Origin of the sequence: Solwaraspora sp. WMMD937 (genome assembly GCF_029581175.1) — a bacterium.
In the GTDB taxonomy this organism is placed as follows: Bacteria; Actinomycetota; Actinomycetes; order Mycobacteriales; family Micromonosporaceae; genus Micromonospora_E.
The window spans coordinates 202616-220501 of the sequence record NZ_CP120738.1 but is presented as its reverse complement, the minus strand read 5'-3'; the positions used below and the strand labels follow the sequence as shown (position 1 = coordinate 220501).

General features: G+C 70.8%; 13 protein-coding genes and 1 tRNA gene. 2 read left to right on the top strand and 12 right to left on the bottom strand.

Annotated elements, in window-relative coordinates; genetic code table 11:
- The first annotated feature begins 112 nt into the window (after window positions 1-112).
- Window positions 113-189 (top strand) — tRNA-Ala (locus tag O7621_RS00970).
- A gap of 14 nt (window positions 190-203) precedes the next feature.
- Here the strand turns inward: O7621_RS00970 and O7621_RS00965 are convergent.
- The 6 genes from O7621_RS00965 to O7621_RS00940 form a co-directional block, all read right to left on the bottom strand.
- Entirely contained in the window at window positions 204-1043 is an 840-nt protein-coding gene (locus O7621_RS00965; RefSeq protein WP_282232316.1) for an MOSC N-terminal beta barrel domain-containing protein, read from the bottom strand.
- 77 nt (window positions 1044-1120) lie between these two features.
- Window positions 1121-1870, bottom strand: coding sequence for an alpha/beta fold hydrolase (locus O7621_RS00960; protein WP_282232315.1), 750 nt, complete (start codon window positions 1868-1870; stop codon window positions 1121-1123).
- Window positions 1867-4830 (bottom strand): type I polyketide synthase, encoded by a 2964-nt coding sequence (locus tag O7621_RS00955; RefSeq protein ID WP_282232314.1) that lies wholly within the window; start codon window positions 4828-4830, stop codon window positions 1867-1869. Before O7621_RS00955 ends, O7621_RS00960 begins: the two co-directional genes overlap by 4 nt.
- Window positions 4820-6766: a non-ribosomal peptide synthetase gene (locus tag O7621_RS00950; protein ID WP_282232313.1), complete on the bottom strand. Its 1947-nt coding sequence runs from the start codon at window positions 6764-6766 to the stop codon at window positions 4820-4822. The genes O7621_RS00955 and O7621_RS00950 overlap by 11 nt, the downstream gene beginning before the upstream one ends.
- A 39-nt stretch (window positions 6767-6805) precedes the next feature.
- Entirely contained in the window at window positions 6806-8374 is a 1569-nt protein-coding gene (locus tag O7621_RS00945; protein WP_282232312.1) for an MFS transporter, read from the bottom strand.
- A gap of 97 nt (window positions 8375-8471) precedes the next feature.
- Entirely contained in the window at window positions 8472-9068 is a 597-nt protein-coding gene (locus tag O7621_RS00940; RefSeq protein ID WP_282232311.1) for a helix-turn-helix domain-containing protein, read from the bottom strand.
- Window positions 9069-9336: 268 nt separating this feature from the next.
- Between O7621_RS00940 and def the strand changes: the two genes are divergently transcribed.
- Entirely contained in the window at window positions 9337-9885 is a 549-nt protein-coding gene (gene def / locus O7621_RS00935) for a peptide deformylase (protein WP_282232310.1), read from the top strand.
- A gap of 53 nt (window positions 9886-9938) precedes the next feature.
- Here the strand turns inward: def and O7621_RS00930 are convergent, their stop codons facing one another.
- From O7621_RS00930 to O7621_RS00905, 6 genes are read right to left on the bottom strand one after another with little or no spacing between them, the layout of a single operon-like run.
- Entirely contained in the window at window positions 9939-12176 is a 2238-nt protein-coding gene (locus O7621_RS00930; RefSeq protein WP_282232309.1) for a condensation domain-containing protein, read from the bottom strand.
- A complete protein-coding gene (locus O7621_RS00925) occupies window positions 12173-13795 on the bottom strand; it encodes an amino acid adenylation domain-containing protein (protein ID WP_282232307.1) in 1623 nt (540 codons plus the stop codon). Before O7621_RS00925 ends, O7621_RS00930 begins: the two co-directional genes overlap by 4 nt.
- Entirely contained in the window at window positions 13792-14067 is a 276-nt protein-coding gene (locus O7621_RS00920; protein ID WP_282232306.1) for an acyl carrier protein, read from the bottom strand. The genes O7621_RS00925 and O7621_RS00920 overlap by 4 nt, the downstream gene beginning before the upstream one ends.
- Entirely contained in the window at window positions 14067-15413 is a 1347-nt protein-coding gene (locus O7621_RS00915; RefSeq protein WP_282232305.1) for a condensation domain-containing protein, read from the bottom strand. The genes O7621_RS00920 and O7621_RS00915 overlap by 1 nt, the downstream gene beginning before the upstream one ends.
- Window positions 15410-17161 carry an acyl-CoA dehydrogenase family protein gene (locus O7621_RS00910; RefSeq protein ID WP_282232304.1) on the bottom strand — a complete coding sequence of 584 codons (1752 nt, stop codon included), beginning with the start codon at window positions 17159-17161 and terminating at the stop codon, window positions 15410-15412. Before O7621_RS00910 ends, O7621_RS00915 begins: the two co-directional genes overlap by 4 nt.
- Window positions 17158-17826 carry an FMN-binding negative transcriptional regulator gene (locus tag O7621_RS00905; RefSeq protein WP_282232303.1) on the bottom strand — a complete coding sequence of 223 codons (669 nt, stop codon included), beginning with the start codon at window positions 17824-17826 and terminating at the stop codon, window positions 17158-17160. Before O7621_RS00905 ends, O7621_RS00910 begins: the two co-directional genes overlap by 4 nt.
- Window positions 17827-17886 lie beyond the last annotated feature (60 nt).

Here is a 17886-nt window from a genome sequence, read left to right as displayed (position 1 = left end):
GCGTGCCGGGTAGACCCGCGCGCCCGGGCGGGATCGATTCGCGCGTCGGGTGCCCGACCTGTTAGCCTTGTCGCCGGTCCACTGCTGGTCTGGCAGCGGATCACCCGATTCTGGGGCTGTGGCGCAGTCCGGTAGCGCACCTCGTTCGCATCGAGGGGGTCAGGGGTTCGAATCCCCTCAGCTCCACCACCGTACGTGTAAGGTCAGCAGAATTCGACCGGGTCGTCGGAGCGGATGACGCCGAACTCCAGCGGGCGCGCGTACACCCCGGCGCACGGCAGGGATCCGACGGCCTGCAGCCGGTTGTGCCGGCTCAGCACCTGCAGCAGCGCGATGTCCGGCTCGTCGTCACCGTGCCGCAGCGCCGGAACCACGCACCGCGGGGTCGGGATGACGACCTCCGCGACCACGTCGGGGCCGATCCGCAGCCGACGGCCCGGCCAGAGGTTCTCGACGAAGCCGGCGTTCGCGTCGGGCACCTCGACGACGATGTTGGGTCGGAAGCGCTGGCCGTGAACGGGCCGACCCGAGTGGGTCGCGAGGCCGGCCAGCGTCGCGGTCGTTATCAGGTGCAGGGGTGCGAAGTCGAAGAACGTGCCCGGTGGAGAGCCGGCAGCCAGACCAGAGCTGCCGGTCTCCGCGCGGCGCAGATCGTCCTCGGTGCGCACCTGGGTCGGGTCCATCCGCTCGATGCACGCGCCCGGTGCGGCCCGGTCGATCAGGCGCACATCCCGGCCCAGCAGCTTGGACAGCGCCGGATCGCGGTGGCCGGTCACCGTCGCGGTCTCGGTCGTACCGTCCGCCATGGTCAACCGGACCGCCGGGGCGCCGGTGGAGCCGGGGGGCGTCAGCGTGGACCGGACCGTCAGCATGTCCCGCCACAGGCGCGGGTTCTTCGCACTGGCGACCTTGCCGGTGAGACAGTCGAGTACGGCGAAGGCCCGGTCGCCGGCGATGCCAGCCTCGTCCACGTACGCCTGGTCCAGATCCTCGCCCAGCATCGACTTGACCGGATAGCGCGACAGCTGCCGAACCCTGCCCACCTGACCATCGTGGCTCATGCCTGTGGAACCTAGCGGACCTGCTTCGGTGCTGGGTGGCCGTTCGCCCGGCCGCGCTCTCACCTCGCCTTTTCCAGGTGACGGGCCAAGACCCGCAGCAACTGTTCCTGCGCCGGCTCATCCCGCAGGTAGAAGTGTCCGCCGGGAAGGGTGTACAGGTCGAAGCCGCCGGTGGTGTACTGCTGCCAATCGGCCAGCAGGGCAGGCGGGATGTAGTCGTCGGCGCCGCCGACCACCGTCATCGGGCACGGCAACGGCTCGCCCGGCACATACTCGTAACGCTCGAACATCTCCAGATCGGCGCGGTACGCGGGCAGCACCAGCCCGAGCAGCTCAGGTTCGGACCGGATAGCCGGGGGCAACCCACCGAACTGCTCGCTCAACGCGTCGATGAACTCCTCGTCCGGCAGCACGTGCAGTGGGGCACGTTGCAGGCCGTGGTGCGGCGGGGTGCACGCCGACAGCACCAGCCGGCGCGGGCCGGGAAGGCCACGGGCGCGCAGCTCCCGGGCGGTGTCGAACGCTACCAGCGCGCCGAGGCTGTGCCCGAAGAACACGAAGGGCTCAGTGAAGGTGAATTCGCTGACCAGCGCACTGACCAGGTCGGGCACGGCGGTGAAGAGCTTCTCGGTCAGCCGGGGACCGCGGCCGGGCAACTGGATGCCCAAAACCTCCGTGCTCGGCAACCGCTGTGCCCAGCGGATGTACTCGCCAGGCGATCCTCCGCTGTGTGGGAAGCAGTACAGGCGTGTCGGGGCATCCGGGCGTCGGGCCCGGAGCAACGCCCACGGTGATGTCGTGCCGGTCATCGAGAGCTCACCTCTCCGATCGCGCTCATCCGTTCCTCCACCAAATCTGCGATCCGGGCGGCGGTGGGGTTCGTCAGGACCTCCTTGGCGGAGAACTCCACGCCGAACGCCGTCCTGGTCCAGGCCGCCAGACGTGTCGCGATCAGGGAGTCTCCGCCCAGATCGAAGAAACTCTCGTGCTCGCCCACGTCGTTGATGCCCAGGACGTCGCCGATTGCCCGGCTCACTCGCCCGGCCACGCTCTCCTCGGTCCGGGTGTCGCCGGCAGACGTTTCGGTAGCCGGCTCGTCGGGGGTGACGATGACTTGCCCCGCGTCGGCCTGCTGGGCCGCGGCTGGCGGCTCCACCAGGTACGGCCGGCGGTCGAACGGATAGAGCGGCAGTCGGACCAGTCGAGGCGTCCGATCCTGATGCAGGCTCGCCCAGTCCAGGGTGACCCCGGCAGCCCAGAGCCGGCCGGCGGCGTGCAGCAGGCTATGGGTGTCGGCAGTCCGGTCGGCGGGGTGCGGCAGCGAGCTGAGAATCGTGTGGGCCCCGTTGGCGGCCGGATGCTGACGCGCGAGGCTGCTCAGCACCCGGCCGGGTCCGACCTCGACGAGGATCTGGCCGGGATCGTCGAGCAGGTGCTGCAGCGCGGCACCGAAGCGCACCGGGCGGCGCAGGTGTGCCGACCAGTACGCCGCAGCGGCGGCCTCGTCACCGGTCGCCCATCGGCCGAGAGTGTCGGAAAGGAAACGCACCTGCGGCGGTTGTGGTTTCACGGCGCTGACCGCAGCCTCGAACTCGGCCATGATCGGTTCCACCAGTGCGGAATGGCCAGCGGTCGAGATCCGCAGGAGGCGCGCGTCGACGTCGCGGTCACGCAGCTCGGCGGTGAATGCCTCTACCGAGGCGGCGGGGCCGGTCACCGTGCACTGACCGGGTCCGTTGACCGATCCCACGGAAAGGTCGTCCGGAAGCAGCGCCATCAGTTCCTCTTCGTGGAGCGGCACTGCGGCCATCCGGCCGGCCGGCAGTCCCTGCAACAGCCGGCCCCTGGTGACGACCAGACTGATCGCCTCGGCCAACGGCAGGATCGCGGCCGCGCACGCCGCCGCGTACGCCCCGAGACTGTGGCCGACGACTGCCGAGGGGGTGACACCCCAGGACTGCCAGAGCCGGGTCAAGGCGTACTCGACGACGAAGACCGCCGGCTGCCCGACACCAATCGTCGCCATCTGCTCGGTGGCCTTCTCGACGTCACCGGCCTCCGGGAACAGGATCGTGCGCAGGTCAGTGCCGAGAAGCGGCGCAGCGTAGTCGCAGGCGGCATCGAGTGCCTCCCGGTACGCGGGTTCGCGCTCGTAGAGCTCCCGGGTCATGCCGACGTGCTGGCCGCCCTGCCCGGGGTACATGAACACGACAGGCCGGGCGGCTGGCCTTCCGTCGTTGGTGATCAGGCGTTCGGGATCCTCGCCGGCGAACACTCCGGCGGCGTCGGCAGCGCCGTCGCACACCGCGAACCGGCGGATCGGCTGCGCGGGCCGGCCCACCTGCAACGTCCTCGCCACATCGGCCAGGTCGAGCGCCGGGTCCTCGCGTAACCGCGCGGCGAGGGTCCGACTCAGGGTGTCCAGCGCCGCAGGAGTGCGGGCGGAGAGGACGACGAGCTGCGGCGTGCCGGTCCGGCGGGCCGTGGGTGCGGGAACCGGCGGCTGCTCCAGGATGACGTGGGCGTTGGTGCCACCGATGCCGAGGGCGTTGACTCCGGCCAGTCGGGGACGCCCGTCAGGCTGCCACGGAACGAGGGCAGTGGCGACGGAGAACGGGCTGGTCGCGAAGTCGATTTCCGGATTGGCTTCCTCGAAGTGCAGGCTGGGCGGGATGAACCCGTGCTCGACGGCGAAGACCGCCTTGATGAAGCTGGTGACGCCGGCCGCCGCGTCGGTGTGCCCGACGTTGGTCTTGACCGAGCCGATACGGCAGAAGCCACTGTCGTCGGTATCGGCCCGGAACGCCCGGGTCAGCGCGGCGACCTCGATCGGATCACCCAGCGGCGTCCCGGTGCCGTGTGTCTCGACGTAGGTGACGTCACGCGCGTTCACCCCGGCGACCAGCTGGGCGGTGCGGATCACCTGGGCTTGCCCGTCGATGCTCGGCGCGGTGAAGCCGACCTTCCCACCCCCGTCGTTGTTGACGGCGGTGCCGCGCAGAACCGCGTGGATGTGATTGCCGGCGCGAAGCGCGTCGCCGAGCGGGCGCAGCACCACTAGGCCCACGGCGCTGCCGCCGACGGCACCCGTGGCCTTGGCGTCGAAGGCTCGGCAGTGCCCGTCGGCAGCCAGGATGCCGCCCTCGGTGTAACCGCTCGACGGCCGGGGCACGTGCACAGTGGCGCCGCCAGCGAGCGCGATGTCGCACTCGCCCGCCAGGAGCGCCTGAGCCGCGAGGTGGATGGCTACCAGCGAGGTCGAGCAGGCCGTCTGCACCGTCATCGCGGGACCACGTAGGCCGAGTTTGTGAGCGGTCCGGGTGGCCAGGAAGTCCGGTCCGGTGGCGATGCGGATCTGCCAGTCGTCGAGGAACGGCAGCCGGCTCCGGGCCGCATGCAGGGCTGCGGCGTATCCGGTGGTGCTACCGCCGGCGTACACGCCGATGAGCCCGTCATAGGTGGCCGGGTCGCAGGCCGCGTCTTCCAGGGCGTGATAGGCGCTCTCCAGGAAGACCCGCTGCTGGGGATCGATGACCAGGGCTTCCCCTGGCGGATACCCGAAGAACGCGGCGTCGAACATCTCGGCGTCGTCGAGCACGCCGTACCCGGAGTAGTGCTCGCCGGTCCCGTCGGCCGTTGTCGCGGTGTGGATCTGTACCGACTCGACGCCGTCGCAGACGTTGCGCCAGAACCAGTCGACGTCGGGCGCCCCGGGAAAGCGTCCAGCCAAGCCGACGACAGCTACCAGGGCATCGATGTCAGCGTCCATCACGGCCTCCGTCTCCGTCCCCGGTCCCGTCGACCGGCGCGGCCGGCCGGGCCGGCGTCTCCATCGCTTGCGCCGCCGTACGCCGCAGCGCTCTCTGGCGCGGGGCATTGCGGACGCGCCGGGTGTCCTCGCGCAGTTTCGCCGCCGGCTGCTCGCTGGAGCGGGTGAGATGATCCGCGAGGGCCTGGATCGTGTGATGCTCGAACAGGGCCATCAGAGGCAGCTCGTGCGCCAGCTCGCGGGTGATCCGGCGGTGCACGTCGGCCAGTTGCAGCGAGTGCCCGCCCAGATCGAAGAAGCTGTCCGTGGTGCCGACCTCCGCGACCCCGAGGACTTCCCGCCAGATCTCTGCCAGCCGACGCTGCAGTGCGGTGCTGGGTGCCGCCGGCGGATTCGGCAGGTCCGTCCGCGCGGCGGTGACCGGCGGCAGGGCCGCCCGGTCCACCTTGCCGTTCGTGGTGATCGGCAGCGAGCCGAGTGCCACGAAATGCCGGGGTACGAGGGCTGCCGGCAGCCGCGCGGCGAGGTAGCGGTGCAGTTCTCTTGTTCGCGGGGGATCGGCCGGGTCGGCGGCCGTCACGTAGGCGATCAGGAACGCGTCGCCGGCCGCGTCCCCCGACTGCGCGATCACGTGCGCGGCACCCAGCGCTGGATGTTCCTGCAGGACCGCTGCCACCTCGCCGGGCTCCACCCGGTTCCCGCGGATCTTGACCTGGTCGTCGGCGCGACCGAGGAAGTCGAGACTGCCGTCGGCGCGGCGGCGGGCGAGGTCACCGGTCCGGTACATCCGAGCGCCGGACCGGTCCGCGAAGGGGTCGGGTAGGAACCGCTCCTCGGTCAGGTCGGGGCGGTTCAGGTACCCACGGGCGACGCCGGGACCACCGATGAAGATCTCACCCGACTCGTCATCGGCGACCGGCCGCAGACCGTCGGCGAGCAGGTACACGTCAGCGTCCGGCAACGGACGGCCGATGGACGGTAACCGGGGAACGCCTTCTCCGGCCGGGCGGACCGGACCGGAGGTGACGATCACGGTGGTCTCGGTCGGACCGTAGTTGTTGACCAGACGGAACGGCAGGCCGGGTGCGGGCCGGACGTGCAGCTGTTCGCCGCCGGTGAGTAGCAGCCGAAGCCGGCACGACGCCGGCCAGGAGAGCCGGAGCAGCCGCTCTGCGATCGCCGTGGTGAAGAACCCTACGGTGATGCCGGTTTCCACGATGAAGTCACGCAACGTCTCCGGCGACAGCACGGTCGCCGGTTCCACGGTCTGCAGGCAGGCGCCGACCGCCAAGGTGGGCCAGATGTCCCACACCGAGGCGTCGAAGCCGGGTGACGCCACCAGTGCGACCGTGTCGGACGCGGTAAGTTCGAACTCTTCGATGTCGCATCGGATGAAACTCGCGAGCGAGGCGTGTTCGATCTGCACGCCTTTAGGGGCGCCGGTGGAGCCGGAGGTGAAGACGACGTACGCGAGGTTCTCCGGGCCGGCGTCGGCGGCCGGCACCGGCGTCGGCTCGTCGGTGCTGACCCCGCCGTCGAGTTCGACGATCGGAACGCCCGCAAGCTCGGGGCAGTCCAGGTCACCGGCGTGGTGCTTGCTGGTGACGACCGCTACCGGACCGGCCATCGAGAGGGTCTGACGGATCCGCAGCGCCGGCTGCTGTGGATCGACCGGAAGATAGCCGGCGCCGGACTTCAGCGCCGCGACGGCCGCGACCACCTGGTCGATACCGCGTGGCAGGCAGATGCCGACCAGGGCCTCCGGCTTCGCGCCGTACGCCCGCAACAGCGCCGCGAGCCGGTCACCGTACTCGTTGAGCGTGCCGTAGGACAGGGTACGGTCGCCGTCGCGGATCGCCGGACGCTCAGCGACGGCGGCTGCCTGCTTCTCGAAGAGGTGATGGGCCAAGGGTGACGGCTGGTCGTGATTGCTCACAGCGGCCTCCGGTCGAGGGTCAGGGCGTCAGACCTGTGTTCACGGTGTGGTGGAAACTGTTGAAAGCTCCGCAGGCGAGGATTCGCCGCCGTCGGGAGCGGGCCGGGTGCGCCGGGGCAGACCCACCAGAGCGACCAGGGCGGACAGGCCGACGACGACCGCGCCGAGCACGAAGGCCAGGTGCAGCCCGTGGGCGAACGCCTCGGCGGTGACGCGTTCCAGGTCGCCGGTGAAGCTGGACAGGTCCGGTGACTGGCCGGCGGCGATCTGGTCGGCGGCGTCGCCGCTCAGCTGCTCGGGGAGCCCAGCGTCGGCGAGCCGGCCCCGCAGATCGGAGGTCAGCCCGATCGCCTGCACGGTGCCGAGAACAGCGATGCCGACGACCGTGCCGAACTGCAGCGCGGTCTCCACCGTGCCGGACGCGGCACCGGCCTGCTGTGGCGGCACGGATCCCAGGGCCACCGCGTTGGTGGGCGGCAGCGCCAGTCCCCAGCCGACCCCGATCAGCGCCACTGCCCAGGAAAGATGCAGGTAGGGGGTGTCCACGCCGCCGAGGGTGAGGCCGAACAGACCGACTGCGCCCAGCAGCAGCCCGCCGGTGACGAGCAGGGCGGCACCGAGCCGGGCGAACAGCCACCCGGCGAGGGGTGCCATCACGGTGAGCGCGATGGCCGCGGGAAGGAAACCGAGGCCGGCGCCGAGCGGGCCGTACCCGAGCACCTCCTGCAGGAGAAGTGAGAGGAAGTAGAACGACGAGGAGAGTGCGAAACCCATGACGAACGAGATGACGCTGGCTGCGGCGAACGCGCGTTGCCCGAGCAGCCGTACCGGCATCATCGGGTGCGTCTGCCGCAACTCCACGACCAGGAACGCGACCAGTGCCACCGCCGCGACCACAAAGGCACCCACGATCACCGGCGAGGTCCAGCCCTGGACGTTCCCCTCGATCACGGCGTAGGCGAGGGCGGCCGACCACAGCGCGCCCAGCACCAGGCCCGGCACGTCGATCCGGCCCTGCCGGTTGCGGGCCGCTGCCGGCACCACCGTGACGAGCAGCACTATGACGGCGACCCCGACCGGCAGGTTGATTCCGAAGATGCTGCGCCAGCCAAGGGTCTCCACGAGCCAGCCACCGACGACCGGTCCGAGCGCGATCGCCGCGCCCGTCAGGCCGCTCCAGATGCCCACCAGGCGGGCCCGGTGCGCCGCGTCCCTGGAGATCTGCGCGATCATCGCCAAGCTGCCCGGGACCAGCATCGCCGCGGCCGCGCCCTGCAGCGCGCGGCCGGCGATCAGCGTGCCGACGCTGGGGGCGAAGGCACACAACGCCGATCCGGCGACGAACAGGCCGAGGCTGATGATCAGCCCGGTGCGGTGCCCGAGCCGGTCGCTGATGAGCCCGCCGACCAGCAGCAGGCTCGCGAAGGAGATCGCGTAGGCGTCGAAGATCCATTGCAGCCCGGCGAGCGACGCGTTCAGGTCCTCGCGGATGGCCGGCATCGCGACGGCGCTGATCGACAGGTCCAGCATCGCCAGGAAGGCGGCGGTGAAGACGGCGATGGTGGATAGCAGGCCGTGTTTAGGCCGCCCAGGCGCGGAGGCAGTCATTGGTGTCCTCTAGATGTTCGTTCTCGGGCACGGAACATGGCGGTACGTCGACGTGGAGGGCGGCGAGGTACCGAAGGGGGATCGGGCGTGGACCGGATCAGTGATCTGGGTCGAGCAGCGGGAACAGTCGGGCGATCGCCGCGACCGGCGCGGACCCCGGTGGGCGGGTCTCGGGCCGGGTCTCGCGGTGGCGATACTCGGCCAGGAGATCGCGGATCTTCGTGCCGAGAGCGGTGAGTTCCTTCGGCGTGAGGTAGATGACCTCGCTGAATGCCTGGTCGTTGCGCCAGCGCGGCGGTGCCTGCTCGCGTAGCGCCAGCCAACGTCGGTAGCTTTCGTCCTCGAGCCCACGGGCGAGGCAGCTCATCGGCTCGTCGGCCACCTGCGCCACGCCCGGACGGATCAGCCGCCAGGGCCGGATCCGTCCCCGCGTCGTGGGCACCGGTTCGATCAGCCGGTACCGCGCCAGCTGACGCAGGTGGAACGAATAGGTCCCCGTGTTGCCACCCAGTTCCCGGGCGGCCTCGGTGGCAGTGAGCGTCTCCCGGGTGCGCAGCAGCTCCATGAGAGCGGCCCGGACCGGGTGCTGCAGCACGGTGACCACCACGCCGTCGCGGATCGGGTGAGCCGGGTTGGATCCGCCGGACGCGACGTCGCCTTCTGCCGGCGAGCTCTCGTGAAGCTGATTCGCCATCGCCCCAGGGCCGTCGTCGGCCACCCGATCGGATGGGTCGGGTTTGTCGTGGGCTTGTCCATCCGTCACTTTGCAAAGTATTCTTCTCTGCAAAGTGGATGTCAAGCCGGGCTCGCCCGACCGTCCACTCGTCGCCACCGTCCGAAAACGATGGCGGTCTCGCAGGTACGCCACGCCACACACCCGGGCACCGGTGCACGCGACGGACCCTGCCGGGAGGCAGCCACCGGCGTCCGCGTGCACCGTCCGACTTGGAGAGGAACCAGCTATGTCCGTACTGCCCATCCGGCTCTTCGGAGACCCAGTGCTCACCACGCCGGCGCAGGAGGTGACCACGTTCGACGCGGAGCTGCGCCGGCTCGTGAGAGATCTGGACGACACGCTGACTGATGAACGCGGCGCCGGGCTCGCCGCCCCGCAACTCGGCATCAGCCTGCGCGTCTTCGCGTTTCACGTCGAAGACATGCATGGACACCTGGTCAATCCGGTGCTGAACTTTCCCGATGAGGAGGAGCAGGACGGCCCAGAGGGCTGCTTGTCGATGCCAGGGTTGTACTTCGACACCAAACGCCGGCAGAACGTCGTTGCCAAGGGCTTCAACCAGCACGGCGACCCGCTGCAGATCGTCGGCTCCGGCTATCTGGCCCGCTGCCTGCAGCACGAGACCGACCACCTCGACGGCGTACTGTTCATCGACCGGATGGACAGCGAGCGCCGCAAGGCGGCGATGAGGGAGATCCGGCGTGCCGAGTGGAACACCGGTACGGACCTCCGTGTCAAGATCAGCCCGCACGCTGTCTTCGGCCGGCTGGCCTGACCCCCCGGCCCGGCAGCCGGCTCGCGGCCGTACCGGGGCACGCCATTCGGTCGTCATCGGGAATCCATCGCCGGTCGGTCGATCGAGCCGTACCGGTCGCGGGGCATGCTGACCCGGACCTCGATCTGTCCGGGCAGGTCGAGTCCCGCGAGCCGGTCGTGCAGGAAGGCCCGCACCTCGGCCACGCTGGGCGCGCGCTCGCCAGGGTGCCCGGTGACGACCGCCACGACTGTGGGCCCACGGCGGGTCCGGCGTCGCACCACCGCCGCGTCGAGCACTTGCGGGCACGTGTGCAGAACCCGGTCGACGAGGGCCACGTCGATGAATCCACGGTGGCGCAGCAACCGTTCCCGGCGCGGGCCGAGGTAACGCAGCACGCCCGTGGCGCCCACCATCGCGCAGTCGGACGTTGACTCCGACCGGCCGTCGGGTGTGGTGACCACCAGCGTGCCGGGCACGTTCGCGGGCAGGCAGGCCCCTGCGGCGTCGCGCACCGACGCGGGGTACGACCCGAACAACTCCAGTTCCGGCGGTTCCAGCGGATCCGGAGCCGGCGTCAGGATCCCGGCCACCCGACCGCCCCACTGGTGGTAGGCGCTGATCGTGAACGCCGAGCCGGCGTCCTGCGCCAGGTGCGCCAGAGCAGGCAACTGGTCACCCGGCACCACGAGGTCCAGCGCCCGACCACGTCGGAGCCGAGCCGCCGCCCGTACGATGTCGGCCGGCCCCACCAGGCGGCGGGCCGTATCGGGTATCTCGCCGGGGTCGGCGGCGAACAGGAGCTCCGCGGCACGCATCCGCGCGGCGCTGGTTTCGACTGCGAGGATCTCATCCGCTACGGAACCGAGCACCACGACGTCGTTGTCCGGGCCGGCGTGCGACCGGCCGGCGACAACGGCGGCGGCCACCGCCAACTCGCTGTCCGGGTCCTGCCCTAGCCGCGTATCGGTACGGTCCGGCGGCACGGCCACGGCGGCCGCCGGACGGAACCGGGTCGCGTCAGCGGTGGCTAGCGACGCCACGGCCGCAGTGAAGTGCTGGAGCATCGCGTCGGCGCCCGCACCGTCCAGGTTCTCCGCCCGGTAATCCAGCCGAATCCGGCAGACCGGCCAGTCAGCGCGGATGTGCAGGGTCCGCTCGAAGGTCGAGGACGTGTTGGGCGTGAAGAAGTCCCAATGGGCGGTCGTTCCCGGCACGTCCAGCGCCAGCCCGGCCGGGGGCCGTGGGAAGGACATTCCGCACTGGGTCATCAGCCGGGAGGCGCTGTCGTCCGGCAGACCACGCAGCAGGCTCCGGAACGGCACCCGGCGGTACCGGCGCATCCGGCCCAGCGCGGCCCGCGCCTCGCGCACCGCGGCGGCCGGCGTAGCGCAGTCCCCGGCGCGCACCAGCATCGGTACGACGTTGACCTGAACGCCCGCGACCGCCCGGGTCCGCTCATCGCTGATGTCAGCGGCGACGGCGAGGATCGGCGCTGGCTCGCCGTACCAGGCGAGCTGCTGGGCAAACGTGGCGACCAGGCAGGTGAACGTGCTGACCTCGTGGCGGTTGGCGAGATTGCGCAGCGCCCTCACGTGGGCGATGTCCAGCTCCACGGTGCGGGTGGTCCGGATCCCGCGCACACCAGGGGCGTGCCCCGACGGCAGCGGCATCGGCTCCCGACCGTCGCTCAGTTCCCCGGCCCAGTAGCGGACCGCCTCGTCGGTCAGCGCCGGCTCCGCCTCCGGGATCATGACGTGGGGCAAGGGTTCGACGTCGACCGGAGCCCCGGTGACGAGTCCGGCCAGGTACTCGGTGAAGTCCCGGGCGACGAGGAACTTGCTGCGCCCGTCGAAGCCGGCGTGATGCACGGCGAAGACGATCGTCCTGCGGCCGGGCCCGTGCCGTAGGTCGTGGAACCGGATCGGAGGTTCAACCGACAGGTCCCACCGGCGCCGGCTTTCGTGGCGGGCGGCCCACTCCCGCGCGGTGGCGCGTTCCGCCCCGGGCTCGCACGCGACATCGGTGGTGGTGAAGCGCAGGGCGTCGGCGGCGACATGGACGACCTGCCGCAGCGCGCCGTCGTCGTACCGCAGCACCGAGCGCAGCGGCGGGTGCCGGTGCAGGACCGCCTGGGCGGCCGCGCGCAGTCGCCGGCCGGTGGGCCCGGCACCCGCGTCGTGCGTGGTGAGCGTCACCGCGAAATAGCCGGTGCTGCTCAGGTTCGCGTCGACCTGTTCCTCGGCCCAGAGCGCAAGCTGGGCCTGCGAGACCGGCAGGCTCGCCACCGGCGGTGCCGTCGTCACGCTCATGGCGCCGTGACCCGCGCCGGGCTCGTTGCGCGGGCCCGGCGGCCGACCAGCTCCTCGCAGATGAGGGTGGCGACCGCATCCCGGTCGATCTTGCCGCTCGGCGTCCGGGGCAGGGCCGGCACAACCATGACGGAGACCGGCACAAAGACTGCGGGCAGCACCCGGCGTAGCGCGCTGATCAAGTCGTCGGCAGTCGTGGGGCCGGCGGTACCGGCCAACACGACGGCGGATCGCAGACTGCGGTTCCCCGAGCGGGTACGCACGACGACGGTGGCGGCGGCCTGGACCGTCGGATGGGCGAGCAGTTGCGCGTCGACTTCGAGCAGATTCACCCGTACGCCGCGAAGTTTGACCTCGTCGTCCACCCGGGTGAGGAAGCGCAGCTCGCCGTCGACCAGCTCCACCAGATCACCGGTCCGGAAGGCACGGGTGTGCCCGTGTGGCGACAGTGGGATGTCGATGTAGCGTTCGGCCGTCAGTTCGGGCTGGTTGCGGTATCCACGAGACATCGGCAGGCCGGCCACCAGGAGCTCGCCCACCTCGGGCTGGTCCGCGGAAACCGGATCGATCAGCACCTCGCAGTTCGGCAACGGGACCCCGATCGGCGGCAGGGCGGGCCAGTCGGCGCTCGGGCCGGTCAGGATGTGGGAGGTGACCATCGCCGACTCGCTCTGGCCGTAATGGTTGACCAGGCGGGCACCGGGCAGCCGGGCGAACATGCGCCGGATCTCGTCGGTACACACCACCTGCTCTCCCGCTGTGTTGACCTCCACCAGCTCCAGCCGGGCCGCCGCGTCGACGTCCGCGACGGCGGCCACGGCGAGCATCTGCAGGGCCACGTAGGGCAGGAAGAGCCGTTGCACCCGGTGTTCGGTCAGCCAGGCCAGCAGCTGCCCCGGCTCCCGGCGCAGGCTTTCCGGCACGATGTGCAGGGTGCCGCCACCACAGAGGGTGCCGAGGATCTCCTGGAACGACACGTCGAAGTTGAGCGGCGCGAACTGCGCGGTGCGCAGGTCGGGGGCCGGCGAGTGGGCGGACTGCCAGGCGACCATGTTGTCCAGACAGCTGTGCGGAATCGCGACACCCTTCGGCCAGCCGGTGGAGCCCGAGGTGTAGATGAGGTAGACGTCCCGGTCTGGGTCGTGCGCCACGCTGCGGGCCCGCGGGGTGGCGGGGGCGGCACCGGGCTGCGGGATGCGCTGGGCGATCTCCGCGGTCCCCAGATCCGGCCGGTCACCGAGATGCAGCAGCACTGCCGGCTCGCTGTCCCGGAGCATGTGCTCCAGCCGGGCGTGGGGATACTCGATGTCAAGGGGTACGTAAGCAGCTCCGCACCCGGCGACGGCGAGCAGCGCAACGACCGCCTCGGCGCTGCGGGGGCAGGCTACCGCCACCCGGTCCCCGGGCACCACGCCTCTGGCCCGCAGCAGCTCCTGTACCTCCCAGGTCCACGCCGCCAGCTCGGCGTACGAGAGGCGCCGGTCGCCGTCGACCACCGCGGCTCGGTCCGGGTATCGCTCGACCGAGCGATGGATAGAGTTGAGCAGACACGGCGGATCGGCCTCGCCGCCCCACATGGAGAGATAGGGGTAGCCGACGGTCGCACTGCCGTTCTTCATCGGTCCTCCTTCAGCGCAGACCCGGCGGCCACGGCGGAGGGTCGGGCGGCCGCCACCACCTCGGCCAGTTCAGCGACGGTCGGATGGTCGAACAGGGCACGCAGTGGCAGCGCGACGCCGAACTCACCGCGGATCCCCGCGATCACCGTCGTGGCGGTCATCGAGTCGCCGCCGAGGTCGAGGAAGTTTTCCGAGGGCTCGATGTCGTCGAGCCCCAGGGCCGACTCCCAGATCCGGGTCAGCCGGGCGGTGAGGGTGCCGTCGCTTGTCATCACGTTCCTTTCGAAACAGCGCGGATCGGGATCAGGTCAGCCAGTGCCCGCTCGGGCTCGGCGGTCCACCGGTTGAGCAGGTCGACGAAGGTGTCCCGGTGACCCCGGACGGTGTCCGGCTCGAACAGGTCCGCTGCGGCCAGCAGGATCCCGTCGGCGGCGCTCCGGTCGTACGTGACATGCAGCTCCAACTCGAACCGCAGGGTGCGGGCCGTAATGGGCCACTCACTGCAACGCAACCCCGGCAGCGTCGGCACCGCAGCTCGGGGGTGCAGGTCGAAAAGGACCTGCGCGAGCGCGGGCCGGTTCGGCAGGCGGGGTGCCCGACTGGCGGCAACGATCCGCTCGTACGGCAGTTCGTTGTGCTCCGACGCGGTCAGGCAGGCGTCGCGCACCCTGGCCAGCAGCTGTGTCAGCGACAGTTCCGAGGTGCAGGCGATGCGGATCGGGACCACGTTGACCAGGAATCCGACCAGCCCGTGGTCCTCTGGCCGCCACCGCCCGGACGAGGCGGTCGCGACGGTGATCTCGGCGGCCCCGCTGTCCGTGGTCAGCAGTCCGCTCCAGACCGCCAGGACGGTCATGAACGGCGTACAGCGCTGCCGCCGGCTCAGCTCGGCGATCCGTGCGGTCAGCTCGGCGGGTAGGTTGAACGCTGCGCAGAGAGCCTCATCGGTGCGCCGCCACTCGGCCGGGTACTCGAGCAGACCAGGGCCGGGCACGCCGGCTCCGGCAAGTTGGGCGCGCCAGAACCGCTCGTGCTCGGCCATCTCGTCGGCACGGGCCCGCTCAGCGTGCACGTAGTCCCGGTACGCCCGCGCGGGCGGCAGGGCCGGTTCCTCACCGCGGATCAGCGCGGCATAGGCGGTGGCCAGCTCACCGAGCAGCACGGACATCGACCAGCCGTCCATCGCGATGTGGTGCACGGTGATCAGCAGGACGTGGTCGTCCGCGCCGAGGCGCGCGAGACCGGTCCGCAGCGGCGGCTCGGCCCGCAGGTCGAAGGAGCGTCCCCGGGCAGCGGCGATCCAGCTGTTCACCGCCTCGGCGCTGTCGTCTGCCCGGTCGCCCAGGTCCGTGAGCTCCAGAGCGAACTCACTGCCGAGTGACACGGGCTCGACGATCTGTTCGGGGTACGGCCCGTCGTCGCTGTAGATGGTGCGCAGGATCTCGTGCCGGCCGACGAGCAGCTGCATCGAGGTCTGCAGGGCGGGTACGTCGAGGTCGCCGATGAGCCGGACGGCCCGTTGGATGACGTATCCGCCGCTGTCCGGTCGCAGCAGCTCACTGAAGAACAACCGGCTCTGCCCGGCGGAGAGCGGCGCACGGTGCGACGGCCCGGTCATGACGCCCCGGCGAGCACGTCAGCGCCGGTGTGGCTGGGCTCGGTGTCGTCCAGCAGCCGCCCGGCGGCCCGCCCGTACGCCGGCATGTCGTCGGCGAGAGCGTCCGCCAGTTCCTGCCGCCAGACCGCGATGCGGCTGAGCGCGCCGGTGCAATAGATGTCGGCCAGGTCCTGATCGCCGGAATCCATGTCGTCGGTCGCGGCCCGGGCGAGCACCAGCGACACCGTGACCAGCTCCTCGGCGAGTTGGCCGAACAGCACCAGCGCACGGCTACGGGCCAGCAGCTCGGCCCGGTCGGGAAACCGGCGGGCCGTGGCCAGGCAGGTCCGTGCGTACTCCTGGATACCCGCCGCGAGGGCGCGGCGGTGGCCGCGGTTGCGGTCGGACAGGGCACCCGCCGGCAGGTCCGCCGGTACGGTCGCAGGGCCGGTCAGCTCGTCGGCGTTGTCCGGGGGTGGGTAGAAGTAGGAGAAGACGAGGTTGCTGGCAAGACGCATCTGCAACAGCACCTCGGTGCCACCGGCGATGCGGGTGCCACGGGCGTCGCGGAAAAGCCGCTCCAGTGGGATCGCGGGGGCACCCCGGTCACCTTTGCCCCGGGCAGTCTCGAAGCCCTCACCGGCGAGCAGCGTCATCGTGCGTTCCGCGACCCGCCAGCAGAGCAACGACGTGATGTCCTTGGCGGCGACCTGATCCGGCATGAGGTTGACGGTCGGGCCGTCGCCGTGCCCGCCGAGCATCGTCCACCGCGCTACGGTCTCCAGCGCATACGTATCCGCCTGTGACTCTGCGGTCATCCGGCGGACCTCGGGATAGTCGGCGAGCACCCGCCCGTCGACGGTGCGGCGGCGGGCGTACGCGCGAGAGTGGTCCAGGCAGGCCCGGGCGATCGCCAATGCTGGCGCGGCCACGATGTAGAGCCGGCCGCGGGACAGCACCGTGGCGCGTTCCGCGGTGAGCCACTCGCCTTCGCGTTCGTCGAGCAGATGGTGCGCCGGGACGTGAACGTCGCGCAGTGACAGCGCGCCGTTGGGGAAACCGCGGAACCCCATGAAGCGCAGTCGTGCGCTGACCGAGAAGCCGGGCGTGTCGGTGTCCACGAAAAACACCCGGGTGCGGTCTCCGTCGTGGCCGCGCAGGGTTGCGGTGACCGCGACGAGGTCAGCGATGGGGCCGTTGCCGATGTAGAGCTTGTCGCCGTTGAGCAGATATCCCGTGCCGTCGTGGACCGGCACGGCGGTAGTGCCCCGGGCGCGGTTCGCGGCGCCGGTGGGCTCGGTGTCGGCCATGGCGGTGACCGCGCCGGCCGCCATCCGGCGGGAAATGTGTTCGCGTAGCGGGCCGTCGGGCAGCACCGGCAGGTACGCCGCGGCACCGATGCCGTTGTGGATGCCGAGCAGCATGCCGGCGGGAACGGACCAGCGGGCAGCGGCCTCAACCACCCGGAATGCGTTGATCGGCGACAGGGCACGGCCGCCTTGTTCGGCGCCGGCCAACAGGTGCAGACAGTTCTCGGCGTGCATCGCCGCGGGCAGGTCCGGCGGCAGCTGCCGGCTGGTGTCCACGGCCTCCGGGTCGACGGTGCGTTCGAGGATCTGCTGGATGTCCTCAACGGCTCGGTCGCCGACGGCCCGGTCGTCGCCGCGCTGCCGGGGGAATGGATGGATCGCCTGCCAGGGCAGCCGCCCGGCGCAGATCTCCTCGAGCAGGCTGACCGTGCCGGGGACGCTGAGCATGTTGCGCTTCATCGGGTCACGCCCGCCGGGTCGGCATTGTTGCGCACCACCCTCATCAGCTCGGCGAGTTCACGCAGGCAGCCCTCCTCGGAGGCGGCAAAGCTCGCGGCGACCCGGTCCTGCCGCTCGGCACTCTGTTCCTGGCTCAGCTTGTACATGGCGTCGACGCCGGTGATCTCGAACCGGAAGGCGCCGACGTCGCCGACGATTGATCTGAAATAGCCCAGTGACGGTTGCGGGTCCCAGCCGGAGCCGAACGAGCGTTCGAACGCCTCCACGGTCCAGCGCACCACGTCGAGCGTTTCGTCCCCGGCGGGGATGGGGTGCACCGTGCCGTGTACGTGGACGGTAACGAAGTTCCAGGTCGGCGCGGCCGGGGTGGCGTTATACAGGACCGGTGTGACATAGCCGTGCGGGCCGAGGAAGACCAGCGTCGCGGACGACCCGGCGGTCAAGCCGGCCCAGTGCGGGTTGGCCCGGTTCATGTGTCCGAGCAGTACCGAGCCGGGCAGCGGCGCGTCGGCGGCGCCGCCCTCGTCGGGGTGCGGGATGACCGGCAGGTGGGTCAGCATCGGCGCCGGCTCGCCATTGCTGGCGAGAACCGCCAGCGGATTGCGGCGCATCTCGTCACGCAGCTGCGCAGGGTCGTGGTTCTGATAGACGCCAGGTACGAACATTCGGGTCTCCAAGTGATTCGACGGGTGCGGCGCGGGTTCGCGGTCACGATCTCGACGAAC